We start from the raw sequence: 18,723 nt of genomic DNA, 5'->3' as shown, positions 1-18,723 counted from the left end.
CGCATATTCTCCTGGGAAGTGTTGTAGAGAACGTTATAAACCTGTTATGTCCGGCACTCAGTTCGTTGACGCACATTGATTTCGGCACTGTCACCGTTTCGTGTGGAATCGCGTGAACCGCTGGATCGCGCCGACTGACCCGACCGGCGCGCAAGCGCGGTGGTGTCGCGACGAAGCGCGACATCTCGAAGGAGCACGACTGCGTCCTGGTGGCGCGTGACCGCGACGGCCGCACCTTCGACTTCGTGCCAGGCCGGGGCGCGGTCACCAAGGCGCAGCTGCATGAGCATTTATTGCCGGTGCTCGAAGCGGACATCCTGCTGGTCACCGATGCGCACACGGCGTATCGGGCTTTCACCCGCGAGGCCGGCATCAGCCACGAAGCCGTCAGTCTGCGCCAGGGCGAGCGGGTGCGCGGCGCGGTGCATGTCCAGAACGTCAATAGCTACCATCGGCGCTTCCGCCAGTGGCTAGCGCGCTTCAACGGCGTGGCATCGCATTACCTGCCCAACTATCTGGGCTCGCGCTGGGCCGTGGATGGGGAACGCATCGATTCGCCGGAGACATTGCTGCGAGCGGCCTTGGGCAGTTTCAACACTAAACGATGACAGCGCCTTGATTTCCACAGCAGTCAAACAGGGCTCGCACCGCGGCACCGCTGAAACAACCTGTAACAACACGGCGCGCCGATTGTGTGTTGCCGAACAGATCAAATTAGCAACGGACTCTAGTCTTGAACCAAGTCACCGAGAAAGCGACATACCCGAATGAACGGATCGAGCATCAAGCGTTACGCAAGCATTCCAGTCCTGCTGGCCGTCCTGGCCTGCGGACCGCTGGCAGGTTGTGCCTCAGGCATTCCCGGTTTCGGCAGCGCCGAGACCGTCAATGACGAAGCCATCAGTGCCGGCGTGCGCAGCGCCATCAGGCTCGATCCCGAACTGACGGTTTCCGATCTCGATGTCGACACGTACCAAGGCATTGTCCGGCTCAGCGGCTTCGTCAGCTCGGCCGACAGCGTAGCCGCGGCGGCCTCGGTCGCGCGAACCGTCAAGGGCGTCAAATCGGTCAGGAATGACCTGCGCCTGAAGTAACCCCACCAAAGGAGATCATCATGAAAACCATTAAATCGCTGGTAGTGACCGCAACCATGGCAACCGCCGCCTTCGGCATGGTCGGCTGCTCGAACATGTCGAAGCAGGACCGTAACACCGCCATCGGCGCCGGCGCCGGCGCCGTGCTGGGTGGCGCCGTGAGCGGCGGCAGCGCGCTCGGCACCGTGGGCGGCGCGGCCGTCGGCGGCGTGATCGGCAACCAGGTCAAGACCACCAACTGATCGGCGTTCTCGTCCGACAGTAAAACGCCCGGCTTGCCGGGCGTTTCTACTTGGCGACCGGCATGGCGCCGGCTTCCCTGACGATCGCGTAGCAGCTGCAGGCCGCCGCGGCCAGGCCGGCGGGATCGAGGATCTCGATATTGCCGCGGCTGTAGTCGATCAGGCCCTGCTGCTGCAGCGCGCTGGCAGCCTTGGTGACGCCGACGCGGCGCACGCCGAGCGAGTGCGCCAGAAATTCATGGGTCAGGTGGAATTTGTCGGATTGCAGGCGGTCGCGCGTGACCAGCAGCGAACGCGCCAGCCGCGCCTCGAGCACGTGGAAGCGGCTGCAGACGGCGATCTGGATCGCCTGCGCCAGCAGCGCATCGGTATACCGGTACAGCACCTTCTGCAGCACCGGATTGCGTTCGACCTCGCTGCGAAAGCGTGCGCCATCCATGCGGCTGGCGTTGCCGGCGCGCTGAACCACGGCGCGCACCTGGGTCGTGTCGTGGCCCAGTGCGGTCGTCACTCCCAGCATGCCTTCGCGTCCCACCTGTCCAACCTCGAGCGTCATCCGTCCTTCGGCCACACCCAGCAGGGACACCAGGCAATCGTGGGGAAAATAAATGTGCTCGATCGGATCGCCGGCCTCGCACAGCACCTGCCCCGCCTCTACCCTGACCTGGTCCAGCATCGGCACCATGCGCGCCATTTCTTGCGACGGCAGCGCGGCCAGCAGCAGGTTGCTGCTGCAATCGGTAACGGGCGGATGGACGGCAGAGTTCATTCTTTCCTCAGAGAAAATTGTAAGGATCAGTACGCAGCGCAAGCCGGATACGCCCCGTTCCAGATACATTTGCAAACAATTTCAGCCAGCGTAACCGTCGCCCCATGAGCGAGTATGTACGGTGACGCACGGAAGCTCGGGTTGTTCCTGACGACAATCATCGTACCGAGGCGTCAACGCCATACGAAAGGAATAAAGATGAATACGCCCCCACACACTCCTGTCAAGAACCGCACCCATCCCTTGCTGCTGCTGGCCGCGGCCGCTGTTGTACTGTTCAGCCTGGTCGGTACCGCCGCCATCATGGGCTGGCTGCCCTCATCCACCGGCGGCACCGCCAACCGCCCGCTGACCGAAGCCGACCGCCAGGCCCTGGCTTCCACCCTGCCGCAGGATGTCCCGCAGCAGGCGCCGGGCTATGCCGCCTATCCGGGCGCACCGCTCGCTCCGGCACAGCAAGCACAGCAGCAGGCCTATGCGCCGGCGCCGGTGCAAGCACCCGCACCGGTTGCCGCGCCAGTCGTGGCGACGCCGGTCACGGAAAGCAAGCCGACCCAGGTTGCCGCCAATCAGCGCAACTGGTGCGAGAACTGCGGCAATGTGGAGTCGGTCCGCACCATCACCCAGCGCGCCGAAGGCAGCAGCCTGGGCGCGGCCGGCGGCGCCGTCATCGGCGGCCTGCTGGGCAACCAGGTCGGCGGCGGCAACGGCCGCACCCTGGCCACCGCGGCCGGCGCGATCGGCGGCGCCGTCGTCGGCAACCAGGTCGAGGGCAATATGAAGGCCACCACCAGCTACGAGATCCGCGTGCGCCTGGACGACGGCACCCTGCGCACCTTCCGCCAGAACAGCCAGCCGCAATGGAGCAGCGGCGACCGCGTGCGCATCGTCAAGGGACGACTGCGCTCGGTAGCCTGAATTTGTTGGCCTGATCCACTCAGGCTGCATGGCTAGCACATGGCCGGGATTGCGCAAGCGTCCCGGCCAAACTTTTTCCTGAGTGCAATGTGCGCCAACGCACGGAATTATGGATGAGCTGCCCCGACAATCGAACCACGCTGAAACGAAAAGCGGGACACCATCAACCGTGGGAGAAGCGCATGAACAGCATGGCGTGGATCGGCATCATCGTCTGGGGAATCTTACTGACTCTGTTCGGCCTGCTGTCGGCCGGGCCGGCGCCCGATGGGAACGGACACCTGCAGCCGCAGGACATCGTGTTCCTGATTGCAGGCGGCCTGCTCACCTGCCTGATCGGCTGCACCGGCCTGGTGGGCATGATGGGCTGGATCCCCGGCTTGCGAAAACAAAAAAGTTGCGTTTAATGTACGTTATCGAACGGTACGCGACTGTTGGCAACTACATACTGGAATCACAGCGCAACCGGCGCAAACAGTAGAGGAGAAACCACCATGTTATATACCATCGCTGTCGTTCTCGTTATCCTGTGGCTGCTCGGCCTGGTGACTTCGTACACCATCGGCGGCTTCATCCACATCCTGCTCGTCGTCGCCGTCATCATGATCCTGGTACGCCTGATCAGCGGACGCGGCATATAGCAGTAGAATGACAAGTTCCACTTGTCGCAGCACCCCAATCCGTTTCGCGGTCGCGCCTGTAACGGCGTGACGACGAAACGGATTTTTTACTTAAGGAGTTCCACAATGCAGAAAAACTTCATCAAAACCACCGCCGCCATCGCCATCGTCGCCCTGACCGCCACCGGTTGCGCCGACATGTCCACCACCCAGCGCGGCACCGCGACCGGCGCCGGCATCGGCGCCGGCCTGGGCGGCCTGATCGGCGGCACCACCAGCGGCGGCGGAGGCGGCCGCGTTGCCGGCGGCGCCGCCATCGGTGCTGCCGCAGGCGCCGTGATCGGCAACATCTGGTCCAAGCGCATGGAAGCGCAGAAGCAGCAGATGGAACAAGCCACCCAGGGCACCGGCGTGCAAGTCACCCAGACCCAGGATAACCGCCTGAAGCTGGAAATCCCGAGCGACATCTCGTTCGACACGGGCCGTTCCGACATCAAGGGCAACTTCCAGCCTATCCTGCAGCGCTTCGCCCAGACCCTGCAAGAGAACCCGAACACCAACGTCGTCATCATCGGCCACACCGACAGCACCGGCAGCGATTCGATCAACCAGCCATTGTCGGTCGACCGCGCCTCGCGCACCCGCGACTACCTGGCCGGCCGCGGCGTGAACCCGAACCGCATCACCATCGAAGGCCGCGGCTCGCGCGAACCGATTGCCTCGAACAACGACAACGCGGGCAAGGCACGCAACCGCCGCGTCGAGATCTACGTCGCCGAACCTGCGCGCGGCTGATCATTCTCCGCTAACGACAAAGGCCGGCAATGCCGGCCTTTTGTCATTCACGATCCAACTTGCTTATGTCGCTTCGGTGAATGCCAGGTACAGCGCGCGCGCCTGGCGTGCGACCGGGCCCGCTTCGAGCGTGCGGTCTTCGTAGCGGGTGCACGGCGTGACCTTGCCGTAGTTACCGGTGCTGAAGATCTCGCGCGCGGTATTGAGCTCGGTGGCCTTGACGCTGCGTTCTTCGACCTGCACGCCGGCTTCGGCCAGCAGCGCCATCACGCGCGCACGGGTGATCCCCGCCAGGAAGGTGCCGTTCAGGGCCGGCGTCACCAGCTTGCCATCCTCCGTCACCAGGAACAGGTTCGACGCCGCGAATTCGGCCACATGGCCTTCGGCGTCGAGCATGATGGCCTGGTCGAAGCCGCGCTCTTTCGCTTCGCGCATCGCGCGGGTCGAGTTGGCGTACAGGGCCGAGGCCTTGGCGTCGGTCGGCGCCATATTCGGCTGCGGACGGCGCATGGTCGACAGGCAGGCCGAGAAACCGGTGAACGGCGGCAGCGGTGCATCGAACAGGGTCAGCGCGAACTGGCTTTTTTCGGCGACCGGGATCAGGAAGCCTTCGGAACCGAACACCAGCGGACGGATATAGAGTTCGGCATCGAGCGGGAACTTGGCCACGCCTTCGCGCACCAGCGCCTCCATCTCTTCGACCGTCAGCGGGCAGCGCAGGCCGAGTTTTTCGGCGGACGTGATCACACGCTCCAGGTGCGGGCGCAGGTCGGGCAGCTTGCCGCGGATCGCGCGCGCGCCGTCGAACACGGACGAACCGAGCCACAGGCTGTGGTCCATCGCGCCATACAGGGGGGTATTGCCTTCGGCCCACTGGCCGTTGTAATAAGTGAGGTACATGGTTGCCTTCTACATTGCTGAACCATGGCAGTGTATAAGGTCTGGCGCGGGCGCGTCCAGACCCGCGGCCGCGCCGCCTCGCCTACTTCGCCTCATCCAGGAAGTAAGGCTTGCGCTCGAAGCCGATGTGATACACGAGCGATTGCATGATGACCTCGGGGCCGCCGATGTCGCGGACGCTGACATTCTTCTCGAGGCCGAGGATGCGTCCGCGCGGCGTCGAGCCCAGGCAGAGGTTCACCAGGTCCATCTGCGACTGGACTTCGGCTTCGCTACGCATCTGGTCCGGATTGTCGTTGCCGACCACGATGCGCTTGATGAAGCGGAAGTTCGCGAGTTCCAGGGGGTTGTTCAGCATGATGTTCCTCTTTCGTCGACATGGTGGAGTTCGGTCACTTGCGGCCCAGGCGCTCGATCATGGCCATCACGGCCTGCATCTGCGGGGCCTGCCTGGTAGCGAAAGTCCAGTCTGGCTGGTGACCGTTCGAATAGCCCCAGAAGTCCCAGCATCCCCTGGGATTGAACGGAATGCCTTTGGAGTTGTGTACCTGCGGATACAGCACGATCAGGCGGTTGGCGTCGGCGAAGCCGTTATAGCCTGCGCCCCGATAGAAACGGCTGCCGACATCGGACGCACCCTGGCGGCACCCGTGGAAGGCGACGTGCACGGCGCAACCGCCATCGCGGCAGGCGTCCGGCACGTAGACGTATGCCTCGTCATCCATGCTGCTGCGCGGGTTGTTCAGGAATTCGCTCTGGTCGAAGCGGATCAGCATGCCACGGGCGCTGCCGTCGACCGCGCCCGTTCGTTCCGGATACAGGTGCCGCAGCACGTCGTGCGCCTGCACGAAACCGCAGTTGTTCATGTAGGGCATCCCGGTCGTCCCGCACGGCGGGTCGTCCGGGTTGTCGGTGCTGATCCCATGGCCGGCCTCCCGACTGAAGACATACCGGATGTTGGCTGCGGGCGCACCCGCCAGCCGATAGAACTCCGCCACCTGCTCGACCACCATGGACTTGACCGTATCGTCAAGGCCGCCGGTGGCCGCGTAGACGCGCTGTCGCTGCAGGTTCCCGGTGGGGTCGATACGGCCGTCCACGGCGAACCGCCTTGCATTCTGGTAAGAGACGGCGCCATTGGCGCCGACCGCGCTGGAGAACGGCGTCATGCAGGTAGTCTGCGCAACCTCGATCAAACTGCCGCTCTGATAGGTGCCGGCGCAGTAGAACGGGCCGCCGCCGATGACGCCGACGCCCACGATCCGGCTCGAATACGCGACCGCGAGCTGGGCCGCCATGAAGCCGCCAGCGCCCAGGCCGGACACCGAGGTCTGGGCCAGGTCGGCGCCGAGGGACGGCAGGGGCCTGTTCTCGGCCATGGCGGCGCCCGCAAGCGCGGTCCAGGTCAACAGCGTCGACAAGATCATCCGTTTCACGTGTTCTCCTTGCGTTGATGGCGGCGCGCCATGGAATGAATACATGCTCCAAGGAAATACATTCGGGTGCAAGTACTATTTTTTCGGCACTGGCAAATATGCAACTGACGGCGGCATCCTCCACCGACTTACTGTTCGTTGCCACACCATATTTACCGGCCTCGTCGCGTACACTACGGCTTTCCAGTAGAAATTGTTTTCATGCTTGCTACTCTCGAACGGATCGATCCCTACAGCGACGACATCGACCTGCTGGTCGAGTTGGTCTGCCACCTGCGCCCGCGCCAGCGCTGGGTGTGGCAGGACGGGGACGATCCAGCCCAGGCGGTGCGCACGCTGACCCAGCTCCTGAAGGGCAATCCAGCCCAGGCCTGGGCGCTGCGCCGCTACATCACGACCCTGCTCGAGAAGCGGCGGCACACCAGTCTTTACAGCGATATCGGGATCCTGTCGAACGACGGCTTCGTCACCGAACTCAAGAGCCGCATCACCTACCGCTTCCTGCCGCCCGCGCTCGACAACCTGTATTTATCGGACGCGCTCGACCAGGTGCTGTACCGCGAGGACGACTACGAATGGATCCGCGCGGTGCCCGACGGCGACTGGATGCAGCTGTTCGACGTGATCGCCAATGCCCCGCAGATGGACGACAGCGCGCCCGGCCGCGCGCGCGTGGTCACGCTCAAGGGCCTGCTGGACGCGATCCGCACCCTGTCCTGCCGCATCTGCGCGCTCGGCCTCGAGCCGCGCCTGGTGCACAGCTACAGCCAGATCGAGAATTTCGATTCGCCCTTCCTGATGCAGAACATCGAGGCCAACCGCTACCTCGACGAATACGCGCGCTATCTCGCCGGCGAGCGCGAGCGTCCGGACGACGCACGCCACCTGCTGGTGATGCTCGACCAGTGCGAGGACGTGGTGCTCAAGATCCGGCGCCTGGCGCTGTCGAATGGCACCAGCATCGCCCTGACTTACCTGCTGGTGGCGGTGCAGCAAAGCATCGACCGCCTGCAAAAGCTGCTGTTCCTGGTCGACGTCACCGACGAGAAGGGTTCGACGCCCTCGCCCGCCCCCGCCTCGGCCCATGAGGTGATGGACGAGCTGGTCATCGACGGCGAGGTGGTGCCGCCGGTGGCGCCGCAAGCCGACAAGCCGGGCCAGCTGGCGCTGCCCGACGCCCCGCTGCTCACTCCGCGCCAGCACGCCGCGATCTCGCTGGCCGAAGAATTGATCGAGGCCCACAACACCAAGTACCAGGTCAGCGGCCTGGTACGCGACAATGTGCACCTGCTGGCGCGCAACGTCACCGAGAACGCCAGCCGCACCGGCGAGCACTACATCGCCGAAGACCGCAAGGACTTGCGCAAGATGCTGTGGTCCTCGTCCGGCGCCGGCTTCATCGTCGGCTTCATGGCGCTGTTCAAGATCCTGCTGGGTTACCTGAGGACGCCGCCGCTGGTCGAGGCCTTCCTGTTCAGCATGAACTACTCGCTCGGCTTCGTGCTGATCCACATGCTGCACTTTACGGTCGCCACCAAGCAGCCGGCCATGACGGCCCAGCGCATCGCCGCCTCGCTGCACCGCTCCGCCACCGGGCGCGGCATCGACGTCGACAAGCTGGCCGAACTGGTCAACAAAGTGTTCCGCACCCAGATGGTGGCGGTGCTCGGCAACGTGCTGGTGGCCTTCCCCGTGGCCTGGGCGATCGCCGAGGGCGTGCGCTGGTACACCGGCCACCACCTGGTCGACCCGATCAAGGCGCTGCACCTGCTGAACGACATCGACCCGCTGCACAGCCCGGCGCTGTTCTACGCCGCCGTGGCCGGCGTCTGGCTGTTCGTGGCCGGCCTGATCTCGGGCTACTACGACAACAAGGCGCTGTACACGCGCATGGGGCAGCGGGTGCAGCAGATCCGCGGCCTGCGCCGCCTGCTGGGCGCCGAGCGCACGGCGCGCCTGGGCCGCTATGTCGAGGACAATCTCGGCGGCCTGATGGGTAACTTCTTCTTCGGCATCCTGCTCGGCACCACCGGTACCATCGGCTTCCTGCTCGGTCTGCCGATCGACATCCGCCACATCACCTTCTCGGCCGCCAACTTCGCCACCGCCCTGGTGGCGCTGGACTACGGCATGAGCTGGGCCCAGATCGCCAATGCCACCGCCGGCGTGCTGATGATCGGCACCGTCAACCTCTTGGTGAGCTTCGGCCTGGCGCTGTGGGTGGCGCTGCGCGCCCGCAAGATCGTCTTCAAGCGCTGGATCCTGCTGGTGCAGGCACTGGGCCGGCGCTTCGCCTATTCGCCAGTCGAATTCTTCCTGGGTCCGCGGCATCGCCAGTTGCCGCCGCCCGATACCGTCTCCTCGAGGGGAACAAAATGAACAAGAAGCGCTTCGCCGCCTGGTTCGGCGTCATCGGTTTCGTCTGCGTGGTCGCCTCATGCAAGGCCCTGCCCGACCGCAGCACCATCGCCGGAGCGCCCGACAAGGCCGTGCCCACCGTCGCCACCCAACGCGGCGAGATGAAGGATGGACAGGCGGCGGCGCTGCTCAAGCGGCGCTGGGCGCGCGCCTCGCCCGACCTCAAGCAGCTGGCGGTGCTCGAAGAACAGGCGACCGGCGTGCCGCTGATCGCCGGCAACCAGGTCTCGCTGCTGTTCGACGGCCCGGCCACGATGCGCGCCATGATGGAAGCGGCGAAGAACGCCAAAACCTCGATCAACCTCGAGACCTATATCTTCGACCACGACGAAATCGGCACCCAGTTCGCCGAGATCCTGATGCAGAAGCGCGCCGAGGGCGTGACCGTCAACATCATCGTCGACGGCGTCGGCACGCTGGCCACGCCGAAGGAATTCTTCGAGCGCCTGCAGCAGGCCGGCATCAACGTGCTGGTGTTCAACCCGGTGAACCCGACCAAGCGGCCCGGCAAGTGGGCGCTGAACAACCGCGACCACCGCAAGATCATGATCGTCGACGGCAAGGTCGCCTTCACCGGCGGCATCAATATCAGCAGCACCTATGCCAACAGCTCGCTGTTCCGCTCGAACAAGCGCGCCGGCAAGGTCAACCAAGAAGACGTGGGCTGGCGCGACACCCACATCAAGATCGAGGGACCGGCCGTCGGCGCCCTGCAGTGGGCCTTCATCGACAACTGGGTGCACCAGGACGCGGGCGAACTGCCCGAGATCGAGTACTTCCCCAAGCTCGCCCCGGTGGGCGAGAAAGTGGTGCGGGTGCTGGCGACGTCGCCCGACCGCGATTCGGAAATCTATAAATCGCTGGTGCTGGCGATCGGCGAATCGAAGAAGTCGATCCACCTGACAGCGGCCTACTTCGTGCCGGACCGGCAGATCGTCGACGCCCTGATCGCAGCGTCCAAGCGCGGGGTCGACGTGCAGCTGGTGCTGCCGGGCGTGTCGGACCACGACTTCATCAAGTATGCGGGCGAGTCGTTCTACCACGAGCTGCTGGAAGGCGGCGTGCGCATCTTCCAGCTGCAGGTGGCGGTGCTGCACGCCAAGACCACGGTGATCGACGGCATGTGGTCGTCGATCGGCTCGGCGAACATCGACCGCCGCAGCTTCATCCACAATTACGAGGTCAATGTGGTGGTGCTCGATCCGCAGTTTGGACGCGATATGGAAGCGGCGTTCAGGGAAGACTTGCGCCACTCGAAAGAGATCAAGCTGGCCGACTGGAAGCGGCGGCCGTGGGGCGATCGGTTGCGCGAGATGATGTCGCGGTTGACTGAATACTGGATCTGACGCGGGACCCCGCATCGATCACCACCGCATGCACGTCGTTTCCGCAAAGGCGGGAACCCAAGCCCTTTAAGCCGCCACGCTATTAAACAGTAGTGGCAACGCATGCAACCTTAGGTTCCCGCCTTCGCGGGAACGACGTGCGCGCGCTGCTGGCCGTCTCAAAGGCCGGCCGCCAGCATGCCGTCGCTATGCGGCGACCAGATGCTCCCGGCGCGCACGAACTTCTCGGTCGTGACCAAGGCAAACCTGCCCCCCACCACGTCCCAGCCATAGCGGTCGATCTCGACCCGCTGCGGCTCGACCCGCACCACATTGAAGGAATTGACCTCGCCGCGCCCGCGGGTGGAGGTGGCGGTGCCGGCCTGGACCACGAGCGCCGCGTATTCGTCGATCTGGTAGCGCGCCGCCGTGCTGCCCGCGTGGCTGGCATGCATGTGGCCGGCCATCAGGATGTCGACGCTGGTCTCGGCGAACACCTCCATCGCCAACGGCGCGCGCACCACGAGGTCGCGCTTTTCGAAGTGTTCCGGCAAATCGAAGGGGTGATGGGTGACGACGATGCGCGTCACCTCCGGTCCCAGGCCGGCCAGGCGCTGGCGCAGCCCCGCCACCTGCTCGTGGCTGATGCGGCCGTCCTTGATGGTCAGCGAACGCGCGGTGTTGACGCCCACCACGGCGATCTCGTCGTCGATGAACGCGGGCTCGAGATCGTCGGTGATAAAGCGCTTGTAGCGCGCCAGCGGCCGCATGAAACGGCGGAACACGTTATAGAGCGAGATGTCGTGGTTGCCGGGTACGATGATCTGCGGACCGGGCAGCGAATCGAGGAAGGCGCGCGCTTCTTCGAATTCCTCGACCTTCGCGCGCTGGGTCAGGTCGCCCGAGATCACGACCACGTCGGCCGCAATGCGCTCGACCAGTTCGCGCAAGGGGCCGAGCAGCGCCTGGTCGACGCGGCCGAAATGCAGGTCGGACAGGTGAACGAGGGTGCGCATGCGGGAATCTCCTTTTATATTTCTTGCCGCGGCGCCCTACCGGACGCGCGCCGCTCGCGCGCGGCCCGGCGCCGGTTCAGGGTAGCGGCGCCGCCGATGCAGATCGCCAGCCAGCCGCAGCCCTCGGCCAGCGCGGCCAGGATGTCGGTCAGGTAGTGTGCGCCGAGGTACATGCGCGAGAACGCGATCAGGCCGATCATCAGCGCCGCCAGCACGAACGGCAGCAGGCGCCCGATCCAGGACCTGGCATGACGCACGAAGTAGCAGGCCAGCAGGCCGTACAACACGGTGGCGGCCATTGTGTGCCCGCTCGGGAAACTATAGGTGGTGAGGGTGAGGATGGGTTCCTCGAAATGGGGACGCGCGCGCTCGAAGGTATGCTTGAGCGCCACATTGAGCAGCATCCCGCCCGGCACGCTCGAGACCAGCGCCACAATCCAGTAGCGCTGCCCACGGCGGTACAGCCAGACGCCGACGCCGAAGGCGATCGCGAGCACGCCCGGCGTGCTGTGGATATGGGTCAGCACCAGCAGCGCATCGCGCAGCAGGCCGCCCTGGCTGGCGTGCGCGTGCAACCAGTTGGCCACCACCATGTCGAGCTGGGTGATCGGGGCGCCGGCGACGACGGCATCGGCCAGCCGGGCAAAGCCCGCCATCGCCAGCAGCAGGAACGCGATCCCGACGGTGAGATGGAGGCCGTACTCGCCTTCCGGCGAGAAGCGGGCGGCGGCAAAACGTTGAAGACGGGGCAGGACATTGCTCATGATATTGATTATGACTGACTTGGCGAAAAAACCACACACGCAAAAATTTACTGTATGTCCGAACAGTAGCTGTGTATTTGTACAGTAGTTGTGTTATTCTTTCCTCACTGCACAACCACTACGATTCAAGGAAACGAACATGACGACTCTGAACAGCTCCTTCGGCCTGGAACACGCACCTGTCCCCTTCCTGGCGCGCATTGGCCGCCGCGAAATCCTCATCACCCGTGATTTCCGCAAGCGCTTCTATGCGGTCAATCCGGTCATCGAGTGCGATACCGGCGTCGAGGCCGGCCACGTCGAGATCCTGCTGTTCCGCCGCTGGCTGCTCATTCTGTCCAAGGCACACTGATCGAAGGCGATGCGCAAGCTGATCTACGTTGGAAAAATTCATATGGATGCTTGAATTTATTCCTTTTCTTTCTATGGGCCGAGACCGTACGCTACGGTTTCCCACCCTCCAGAAAGATAATAAATGCTTCGCAAAACCTTCATCCGTTCGCTGGCAGCACTGACCCTGCTGGTGCAGACCTCGGCGTTTGCCGCCGACGTCAACCTGCTCAACGTGTCGTACGACCCGACCCGCGAGCTGTACCACGAGTTTGACGCGGCCTTCGCCAAGCACTGGAAAGCAAAAACCGGCGACAACGTCACTGTGAAGCAGTCGCACGGCGGTTCGGGCAAGCAGGCGCGGTCGGTGATCGACGGCCTGCAGGCCGACGTCGTCACCCTGGCGCTGGCCTATGACATCGACGCGATTCGCGACAAGGGCCTGATCAATCCGGGCTGGGAAAAGAAGCTGCAATACCATAGCGCGCCATACACCTCGACCATCGTGTTCCTGGTGCGCAAGGGCAATCCGAAGAAGATCAAGGACTGGAACGACCTGGTCAAGCCGGGCGTCTCGGTAATCACGCCGAATCCGAAGACCTCGGGCGGCGCGCGCTGGAACCACCTCGCGGCCTATGGCTACGCGCTGCGCCAGCCGGGCGGCAATCCGCAGAAGGCGGCCGAATTCCTGGGCGCCCTGTACAAGAACGTGCCGGTGCTCGATTCGGGCGCGCGCGGTTCCACCACCACCTTCGTCGAGCGCGGCATCGGCGACGTGCTGCTGGCCTGGGAAAACGAGGCGCTGCTGGCGCTGCGCGAACTCGGCCCGGATAAATTCGAGATCGTCGCGCCGTCGCTGAGCATCCTGGCCGAGCCGCCGGTCGCCGTGGTCGACAAGAACGTCGACAAGAAAGGCACCCGCAAGGTGGCCCAGGCCTACCTCGAATACCTGTACAGCGACGAAGGCCAGGACATCATCGCCAAGAACTACTATCGCCCGGCGGTCGACAAGTTCGCCAAGAAGTATGCGTCACAGTTCCCGCAGATCAAGCTGTTCCAGATCGACGAGCTTGGCGGCTGGACCGCGGCCCAGAAGAACCACTTCGCCGACGGCGGCATCTTCGACCAGATCTACACCAAGAAGTAAGCGCTACACCGCATCATCCCTGTCTCCTGGACGCCGTTCCCGCCGCTGGTGGGGCGGCGTTTTTTTTGGCGCTGTCATCGTTAGATATGGATGAGCATTGAACTGCTGAGCTGACCCGCGGTCCAATCCTGGTCGTCATCGATCGGGAGCGCACGATGAAAGCACCGAAGTTTGAGAAGCTGTTCGCCCAGCTGCCTCAACTGAACCAGCCGCAGCGTCAGCAGGTGCTCGCCGCCCTGCATCCAGCTGCCGGGCTCGACCGGGTGGTTGCTCTCATCGGCGAGATCCGGTCAAAGGGGCGGTGCTGCCCGGATTGCGGCTGCCAGCGTTGGCACCGGCATGGTCACGCTAACGACCTGCAACGCTTTCGCTGTTGCGCATGCGGCCGCACCTTCAACGACCTGACGGGTACGCCACTAGCACGGCTCAGGCACAAGGGCAAATGGCTCGATTATCTGGACACGGTCCTCGATTCCCGCACGGTCCGCTCTGCAGCCAAGCGGCTCGGCGTGCACTCCAACACGACCTTTCGCTGGCGTCACCGCTTTCTCGACCGGGTGAAGGACGACCGGCCTGAACGTCTGCTAGGCATCGTCGAGGCCGACGAGATGTTCCTGCTCGAATCGCAAAAAGGTTCGCGCAAGCTCGATCGCCGGCCGCGCAAGCGTGGCGGCAGGGCCGCCCTGCGTGGCATCTCGCATCATCTCGACTGCATCCTGGTGGCGCGCGACCGCAGCGGCCAGACCATCGACGCCGTGACCGGACGCGGCGCCTTGAAAGTGGTCCAGCTGGTCAAGCACTTGCTGCCAAAACTCGATCCCCAGGCACTGCTGGTCACCGACGCCAACGCCGCCTATCCCGCCTTCGCCCGTGCCCATGACATCGCCCATCAGGCCATCAATCTTAGTGCCGGCGAACGCGTCCGCAACGGCGCCGAGGGCGCCATCCACGTTCAAAACGTCAATGCCTATCACCGCCGATTCAAGGAATGGCTGGCGCGCTTCCATGGCGTGGCGTCGCGCTGGCTCCCAAACTATCTGGGCTGGCAGTGGGCGCTCGATGGCGGCCGAGTCACTTCTGTCGAGCAATTGCTGCGTATTGCATTCGGGGTCATCAATAGGTAACGATGACAGCGCCTTTTTTTATCCGCAGTTTTTATAGCTGCCAGGGATGCTCGATCTTGCCGTCGAGCGCAGCATCGAGATAGGTCGCGGCGCTGATCAGGGCCAGGTGTGTAAAGGCTTGCGGGAAGTTGCCGAGCAGCTCGGCCTTACTAGTGAATTCTTCTGCATACAGGTGGACGTGGTTGCCGTAGGCGAGCAGCTTTTCCATATTGTTGCGGGCCTGGTCGATGCGGCCGGCGCGCGCCAGGCATTCGACGTACCAGAACGAGCAGGCCGCGAACGCGCCTTCCTGGCCCTCGAGACCGTCGTCGCGGTCGTAGCGCAGCACCAGCGCATCGTCGCCGAGCTGTTCTCCGATCGCGTCCAGCGTGGCCAGCCATTGCGGATCGGTCGAGCCGACGAAGCGCACCAGCGGCATCATCAGGAGCGCGCCGTCCAGGTCGCGCGAACCCTTGCTGCGCACGAAGTGGCCAAGCTCTTCGTTCCAGAACGTGTCCCAGATATACCGCGAGATATCGTTGCGCGCCGCGATCCAGCGCTCGAACGGCGCCCGCAGCGAGCGCTTGCTGGCCAGGCGCACCGCGCGGTCGACCGCCACCCAGCACATGAGCTGGGAATGCAGGTGTTCGCGCGGCTCCTCGCGGCCTTCCCAGATGCCAATGTCGGGCCGCTGCCAGTTGTCGCAGACATAGTTGACCACCTCGCACACGCCCACCCAGTCGGCATGCGAAATCGCCTCGCCATACTTGTTGCTCAGGTAGATGGCGTCGAGCAGGGCGCCGAAGATGTCGAGCTGGAGCTGGGTCGCGGCGGCATTGCCGATGCGTACCGGCCTGGAACCGGCATACCCTGCCAGGTGGTCGAGTTCGATTTCCTCGCCGATCTGGCTGCCGTCGAGCGCATACATGATGCGCAGGTGGCTGTCGGTCGAGTCGTGTTTCGGCCGTTCGGCCGCCCAGCGGGTAAATGCCTTGGCCTCGTCGGTGTAGCCGAGCCGCATCAGCGCATACACGGTGAACGAGGCATCGCGGATCCAGGTCGCGCGGTAGTCCCAGTTGCGCTCACCGCCCAATACCTCGGGCAGGCCGAAGGTCGCAGCGGCGACCATCGAGCCGTGGCGGCACGAGGTCATCAGCTTGAGCACCAGCGCCGAACGGTTGACCGCCTCGCGCCAGCGGCCCTTGTAGGTCGAGCGCCTGGTCCAGTCCTGCCAGCGCCGCACGACTTCGGCCAGCAGGGCGTCGCGGGCGCCGGCATCGAGACTCGAGTCGCCATCCTCGTCGAGCACGAAGTCCATCACGTCGCCGTCGTGCAGCACGACCGAGGCGCTGGCGCCGCCATCGGCCGCCACGAATTCCACCGGCGCCGACAGGCGCAGGCGTGGGGCATTGGGAGCCGCGAACAGCGCGTGGTCCTGCCCCACCGTCACTTGAGGCCGCTGGCGGGCATAGTCGAAGCGCGGCTGGCAATCGATCCGGATGCGGGCCTCGCCGCTGCTGACCCGCACCCGGCGTACCAGCCGCACCGCGCCATGGCCGAGTTCCTCGGGACCGACCATGAAATCGATGATCTCGACGTTGGCCGTTTCGCCCATCCACTGCGTCAGCAGCACATTGGTGTCGGGCACATAGGTCTGCACCACGCGCATGTCCCCGTCCTCGGGCGCGATGGTGAAGTGGCCGCCCTGTTCGGGGTCGAGCAGGGCGGCGAAGATGCTGGGACTGTCGAAGTCGGGCCAGCACAGGAAATCGATGGCGCCATCGAGCGCCACGAGGGCGATCGTGGCCATATTGCCGATGGCGCCGTGGTCGCCGATCGGGCGCGGTGGGCGGGTTGCGTTTGGTTCAGCCATTGTCTTCAAATCCTGGGTAAAGCGACATGCCACCGTCGACATAGACCGTGGTTCCGGTCATGTAGTCAGCCAGGTCGGACGCCATGAACAGCGCCAGACTGGCCACGTCGTCGGTCTCGCCGATGCGTTGATACGGAATCAGCTCAAGCAGCTTCTTGCCCGCCTCGCCTTCGGTGGCGTCTTCGTTGATCGGGGTGCGGATGGCGCCGGGGGCGATGCCGTTGACGCGGATGCGTTCCTGTGCGACTTCCTGGGCCAGCGAGCGCATGAACATGCCAATGCCGCCCTTGGACGCTGCATAGTTGACGTGGCCGGCCCAGGGGATGGTCTCGTGGACCGAGCTCATGCACAGGATGACGCCGTTGGCGCGCATGCGGCCGCGGTTGCCCTGTTGGCGAAAGCGCTTCACTGCGGCGCGGGCGCACAGGAACTGGCCGGTCAGGTTGACGTCGAGCACGGCTTTCCAGTCGTCCAGTGACATCTCGGCGATGCCGGCATCCTTTTGCATGCCGGCATTGGCGACCAGGATGTCGAGACCGCCAAAGGCCTTGTCGGTGGCGTCGAACAGGCGCTCGACGTCGTCTTCGCTGGACACATTGCACTGCACCGCCAGCGCATCGCCGCCGGCTTCCTTGATCTGTCGTACGACTTCGTCAGCCTTGTCCTGGCTGCTGTTGTAGTTGACCACCACCTTGGCGCCAGCCGCGGCGAAGGCGATGCTGATGGCGCGGCCGATACCGGAGTCGCCGCCGGTCACGAGCGCCACCTGGTCGTTCAGGGTGATTTTCATGGGATGTCCTCCAGAGCGTGATTGCGCCGGACGCGCTCTGCAGTCGCGTCCTGGCAGAACGACCTTAGCAGAAAGCGCGGATGGCAAATGCACGGCTGGGCCGGCAATGGCACCGAACGGGAGAGGCGAAAAGAGTGATGACCAGTGTGCGTGAACGTACGGAGTGCGCTACGCCGAGAGCATAAGATGAAGCTGTCTCTTTCAGGACATCCCTAGTTTTGGACTTGGCCCGCTCCTTACCGAGCGGGCGTTTTTTTTGGCTTGCTTACTTGTGGCTTGCTTACATCAACGCCGACGTCAGGCTCTTCACTTCCTCGCCCGATTCTTCCAGCACGCCCTTGAGCGTGCCTTCGCCGAACACGAAGTCAATGGTGGCCGCCGCGGCATGGGTGGTGGCGCCGGGCGGCGCGAACAGGGGAGAGGGCAAGGGCGCCAGGTCATTGGCCAGCAGCAGGGTGTCGCCCAGGGTTTCCGGCGGCAGCGCGCGCATGCCGACCCACAGCGCTTCGATCGCGTCCATCACCGGGGCCGGGACGCCCAGCTTGTGCAGCACGCCACGGCCGATGGCCGCTTCGCCATGGTCGAGCCAGGCATTGAGGTTGTCGTCCAGCAGGCCGGGCAGGGCTTCGGCGCGCGACAGCAGGTAGAAGCCGCCGACCTCGTGCACGATGCCGGCGAACAGCGCCGTTTCGGGATCGACGAAGGACACGCGGCGCGCGATCACCTGGGCCAGCGCGGCCACGTGGGCCGAATGGGCCCACAGCTGGTCGGCCTTGTGGCGCAGGCCCGGATCGCGGATCTCGCTGGCCAGCTGGCGCACGATGACCGAGGCCGCCAGGGCGCCCAGGGTGCGAAAGCCCACGCGCTGGACCGCCGCGCGCACATTGGTGACGTCGTTGCCGCTGCGGTTATAGGCCACCGAGTTGGCGATCGCGACCGTGCGCGCCGCCAGCAGCGGCTCGGCCTGCACCAGGCGGGCGGCGGCGTCGATATGGCAGTCGGGTTCGCCCAGCGCCCGCTGCAGGGTCAGCGAGGCGCTGACGCTGGTGGGGAAGGCAAGTTCGCCGCGGCTGGCTTCGGCGGCGATGCTGTCGAGTGCGGAGACTTGGTCCATGGGAAAATTATACCCCTAACACAACACCCTGCTTGCAAAAATATTGCCCTGTGGTATCGATTTCGGTGG

Annotated in this window: 20 protein-coding genes and 1 pseudogene; 12 read left to right on the top strand and 9 right to left on the bottom strand. The window is 64.4% G+C overall.

Features of this window, described 5'->3' with window-relative positions:
* Positions 1–122: 122 nt before the first annotated feature.
* From SOM28_RS07065 to SOM28_RS07055, 3 genes and pseudogenes are all read left to right on the top strand, one after another.
* Positions 123–608 (top strand): annotated as a pseudogene (locus SOM28_RS07065) (IS1595 family transposase); the annotation flags it as partial.
* Positions 609–767: 159 nt separating this feature from the next.
* Entirely contained in the window at positions 768–1,094 is a 327-nt protein-coding gene (locus SOM28_RS07060; protein ID WP_123069562.1) for a BON domain-containing protein, read from the top strand.
* Positions 1,095–1,114: 20 nt separating this feature from the next.
* Positions 1,115–1,336 (top strand): YMGG-like glycine zipper-containing protein, encoded by a 222-nt coding sequence (locus tag SOM28_RS07055; RefSeq protein ID WP_320467682.1) that lies wholly within the window; start codon positions 1,115–1,117, stop codon positions 1,334–1,336.
* Between the two features lie 46 nt (positions 1,337–1,382).
* Here SOM28_RS07055 and SOM28_RS07050 read toward each other — a convergent pair whose 3' ends face one another.
* Positions 1,383–2,105 carry a Crp/Fnr family transcriptional regulator gene (locus tag SOM28_RS07050; RefSeq protein ID WP_320467681.1) on the bottom strand — a complete coding sequence of 241 codons (723 nt, stop codon included), beginning with the start codon at positions 2,103–2,105 and terminating at the stop codon, positions 1,383–1,385.
* A 198-nt stretch (positions 2,106–2,303) separates the two neighbouring features.
* On the opposite strand from SOM28_RS07050, the gene SOM28_RS07045 reads away from it, so the two are divergent.
* From SOM28_RS07045 to SOM28_RS07030, 4 genes are all read left to right on the top strand, one after another.
* Positions 2,304–3,023, top strand: coding sequence for an outer membrane lipoprotein (locus SOM28_RS07045; protein WP_320467680.1), 720 nt, complete (start codon positions 2,304–2,306; stop codon positions 3,021–3,023).
* A gap of 113 nt (positions 3,024–3,136) precedes the next feature.
* Positions 3,137–3,430, top strand: coding sequence for a hypothetical protein (locus tag SOM28_RS07040; protein WP_320467679.1), 294 nt, complete (start codon positions 3,137–3,139; stop codon positions 3,428–3,430).
* 87 nt (positions 3,431–3,517) lie between these two features.
* Positions 3,518–3,664 (top strand): lmo0937 family membrane protein, encoded by a 147-nt coding sequence (locus SOM28_RS07035; RefSeq protein ID WP_005671362.1) that lies wholly within the window; start codon positions 3,518–3,520, stop codon positions 3,662–3,664.
* Between the two features lie 105 nt (positions 3,665–3,769).
* A complete protein-coding gene (locus SOM28_RS07030) occupies positions 3,770–4,438 on the top strand; it encodes a YiaD family glycine zipper/OmpA-like lipoprotein (RefSeq protein WP_123069557.1) in 669 nt (222 codons plus the stop codon).
* A 63-nt stretch (positions 4,439–4,501) separates the two neighbouring features.
* Here the strand turns inward: SOM28_RS07030 and SOM28_RS07025 are convergent, their stop codons facing one another.
* The 3 genes from SOM28_RS07025 to SOM28_RS07015 all read right to left on the bottom strand — a co-directional run bounded on the left by SOM28_RS07025 (position 4,502) and on the right by SOM28_RS07015 (position 6,765).
* Positions 4,502–5,338 carry a branched-chain amino acid aminotransferase gene (locus tag SOM28_RS07025; protein ID WP_320467678.1) on the bottom strand — a complete coding sequence of 279 codons (837 nt, stop codon included), beginning with the start codon at positions 5,336–5,338 and terminating at the stop codon, positions 4,502–4,504.
* A gap of 82 nt (positions 5,339–5,420) precedes the next feature.
* A complete protein-coding gene (locus SOM28_RS07020; protein WP_320467677.1) occupies positions 5,421–5,696 on the bottom strand; it encodes a hypothetical protein in 276 nt (91 codons plus the stop codon).
* Between the two features lie 34 nt (positions 5,697–5,730).
* A complete protein-coding gene (locus tag SOM28_RS07015) occupies positions 5,731–6,765 on the bottom strand; it encodes an extracellular catalytic domain type 2 short-chain-length polyhydroxyalkanoate depolymerase (RefSeq protein ID WP_414675165.1) in 1,035 nt (344 codons plus the stop codon).
* 210 nt (positions 6,766–6,975) lie between these two features.
* Here SOM28_RS07015 and SOM28_RS07010 point away from each other — a divergent pair, with 210 nt between their 5' ends.
* Together SOM28_RS07010 and cls are read left to right on the top strand one after the other, a co-directional pair.
* On the top strand, positions 6,976–9,153 hold the full coding sequence (locus SOM28_RS07010; RefSeq protein ID WP_123069553.1) for a site-specific recombinase: 2,178 nt from the start codon (positions 6,976–6,978) through the stop codon (positions 9,151–9,153).
* Positions 9,150–10,538, top strand: coding sequence for a cardiolipin synthase (cls, locus tag SOM28_RS07005; protein WP_320467675.1), 1,389 nt, complete (start codon positions 9,150–9,152; stop codon positions 10,536–10,538). The genes SOM28_RS07010 and cls overlap by 4 nt, the downstream gene beginning before the upstream one ends.
* A gap of 158 nt (positions 10,539–10,696) precedes the next feature.
* Here the strand turns inward: cls and SOM28_RS07000 are convergent, their stop codons facing one another.
* Positions 10,697–11,533 carry a metallophosphoesterase family protein gene (locus tag SOM28_RS07000; protein WP_123069740.1) on the bottom strand — a complete coding sequence of 279 codons (837 nt, stop codon included), beginning with the start codon at positions 11,531–11,533 and terminating at the stop codon, positions 10,697–10,699.
* A gap of 14 nt (positions 11,534–11,547) precedes the next feature.
* Complete coding sequence (locus SOM28_RS06995; protein WP_320467674.1) at positions 11,548–12,297, bottom strand: phosphatase PAP2 family protein; 750 nt, start codon at positions 12,295–12,297, stop codon at positions 11,548–11,550.
* A 139-nt stretch (positions 12,298–12,436) separates the two neighbouring features.
* On the opposite strand from SOM28_RS06995, the gene SOM28_RS06990 reads away from it, so the two are divergent.
* From SOM28_RS06990 to SOM28_RS06980, 3 genes are all read left to right on the top strand, one after another.
* Complete coding sequence (locus tag SOM28_RS06990) at positions 12,437–12,649, top strand: hypothetical protein (protein WP_123069738.1); 213 nt, start codon at positions 12,437–12,439, stop codon at positions 12,647–12,649.
* Positions 12,650–12,772: 123 nt separating this feature from the next.
* Entirely contained in the window at positions 12,773–13,774 is a 1,002-nt protein-coding gene (locus SOM28_RS06985) for a sulfate ABC transporter substrate-binding protein (protein WP_320467673.1), read from the top strand.
* A 155-nt stretch (positions 13,775–13,929) separates the two neighbouring features.
* Entirely contained in the window at positions 13,930–14,898 is a 969-nt protein-coding gene (locus SOM28_RS06980; protein ID WP_320467672.1) for an IS1595 family transposase, read from the top strand.
* 31 nt (positions 14,899–14,929) lie between these two features.
* On the opposite strand, the gene SOM28_RS06975 is transcribed toward SOM28_RS06980, so the two are convergent.
* The 3 genes from SOM28_RS06975 to SOM28_RS06965 all read right to left on the bottom strand — a co-directional run bounded on the left by SOM28_RS06975 (position 14,930) and on the right by SOM28_RS06965 (position 18,654).
* Positions 14,930–16,750 (bottom strand): glycoside hydrolase family 15 protein, encoded by a 1,821-nt coding sequence (locus tag SOM28_RS06975; protein ID WP_320467671.1) that lies wholly within the window; start codon positions 16,748–16,750, stop codon positions 14,930–14,932.
* Complete coding sequence (gene fabG, locus SOM28_RS06970; RefSeq protein ID WP_320467670.1) at positions 16,743–17,540, bottom strand: 3-oxoacyl-ACP reductase FabG; 798 nt, start codon at positions 17,538–17,540, stop codon at positions 16,743–16,745. The genes SOM28_RS06975 and fabG overlap by 8 nt, the downstream gene beginning before the upstream one ends.
* Before the next feature lie 280 nt (positions 17,541–17,820).
* Positions 17,821–18,654, bottom strand: a complete 834-nt coding sequence (locus SOM28_RS06965) for an HDOD domain-containing protein (RefSeq protein ID WP_320467669.1) — start codon at positions 18,652–18,654, stop codon at positions 17,821–17,823.
* Positions 18,655–18,723: the final 69 nt, after the last annotated feature.

It is taken from the genome of Massilia sp. CFBP9026 (assembly GCF_034045165.1).
GTDB classification, from domain to species: Bacteria; Pseudomonadota; Gammaproteobacteria; order Burkholderiales; family Burkholderiaceae_D; genus Telluria; species Telluria arenae.
Note: the sequence above shows the minus strand (reverse complement) of the source record. Positions and strands in the feature narration are given on the sequence as shown.

Bases quoted from the DNA above. Each gene is read 5' to 3' on its own strand.
- SOM28_RS07060 (WP_123069562.1), top strand. From the start codon at position 768: ATGAACGGATCGAGCATCAAGCGTTACGCAAGCATTCCAGTCCTGCTG.
- SOM28_RS07055 (WP_320467682.1), top strand. From the start codon at position 1,115: ATGAAAACCATTAAATCGCTGGTAGTGACCGCAACCATGGCAACCGCC.
- SOM28_RS07050 (WP_320467681.1), bottom strand. From the start codon at position 2,105: ATGAACTCTGCCGTCCATCCGCCCGTTACCGATTGCAGCAGCAACCTG.
- SOM28_RS07045 (WP_320467680.1), top strand. From the start codon at position 2,304: ATGAATACGCCCCCACACACTCCTGTCAAGAACCGCACCCATCCCTTG.
- SOM28_RS07040 (WP_320467679.1), top strand. From the start codon at position 3,137: ATGAGCTGCCCCGACAATCGAACCACGCTGAAACGAAAAGCGGGACAC.
- SOM28_RS07035 (WP_005671362.1), top strand. From the start codon at position 3,518: ATGTTATATACCATCGCTGTCGTTCTCGTTATCCTGTGGCTGCTCGGC.
- SOM28_RS07030 (WP_123069557.1), top strand. From the start codon at position 3,770: ATGCAGAAAAACTTCATCAAAACCACCGCCGCCATCGCCATCGTCGCC.
- SOM28_RS07025 (WP_320467678.1), bottom strand. From the start codon at position 5,338: ATGTACCTCACTTATTACAACGGCCAGTGGGCCGAAGGCAATACCCCC.
- SOM28_RS07020 (WP_320467677.1), bottom strand. From the start codon at position 5,696: ATGCTGAACAACCCCCTGGAACTCGCGAACTTCCGCTTCATCAAGCGC.
- SOM28_RS07015 (WP_414675165.1), bottom strand. From the start codon at position 6,765: ATGATCTTGTCGACGCTGTTGACCTGGACCGCGCTTGCGGGCGCCGCC.
- SOM28_RS07010 (WP_123069553.1), top strand. From the start codon at position 6,976: ATGCTTGCTACTCTCGAACGGATCGATCCCTACAGCGACGACATCGAC.
- cls (WP_320467675.1), top strand. From the start codon at position 9,150: ATGAACAAGAAGCGCTTCGCCGCCTGGTTCGGCGTCATCGGTTTCGTC.
- SOM28_RS07000 (WP_123069740.1), bottom strand. From the start codon at position 11,533: ATGCGCACCCTCGTTCACCTGTCCGACCTGCATTTCGGCCGCGTCGAC.
- SOM28_RS06995 (WP_320467674.1), bottom strand. From the start codon at position 12,297: ATGAGCAATGTCCTGCCCCGTCTTCAACGTTTTGCCGCCGCCCGCTTC.
- SOM28_RS06990 (WP_123069738.1), top strand. From the start codon at position 12,437: ATGACGACTCTGAACAGCTCCTTCGGCCTGGAACACGCACCTGTCCCC.
- SOM28_RS06985 (WP_320467673.1), top strand. From the start codon at position 12,773: ATGCTTCGCAAAACCTTCATCCGTTCGCTGGCAGCACTGACCCTGCTG.
- SOM28_RS06980 (WP_320467672.1), top strand. From the start codon at position 13,930: ATGAAAGCACCGAAGTTTGAGAAGCTGTTCGCCCAGCTGCCTCAACTG.
- SOM28_RS06975 (WP_320467671.1), bottom strand. From the start codon at position 16,750: ATGGCTGAACCAAACGCAACCCGCCCACCGCGCCCGATCGGCGACCAC.
- fabG (WP_320467670.1), bottom strand. From the start codon at position 17,540: ATGAAAATCACCCTGAACGACCAGGTGGCGCTCGTGACCGGCGGCGAC.
- SOM28_RS06965 (WP_320467669.1), bottom strand. From the start codon at position 18,654: ATGGACCAAGTCTCCGCACTCGACAGCATCGCCGCCGAAGCCAGCCGC.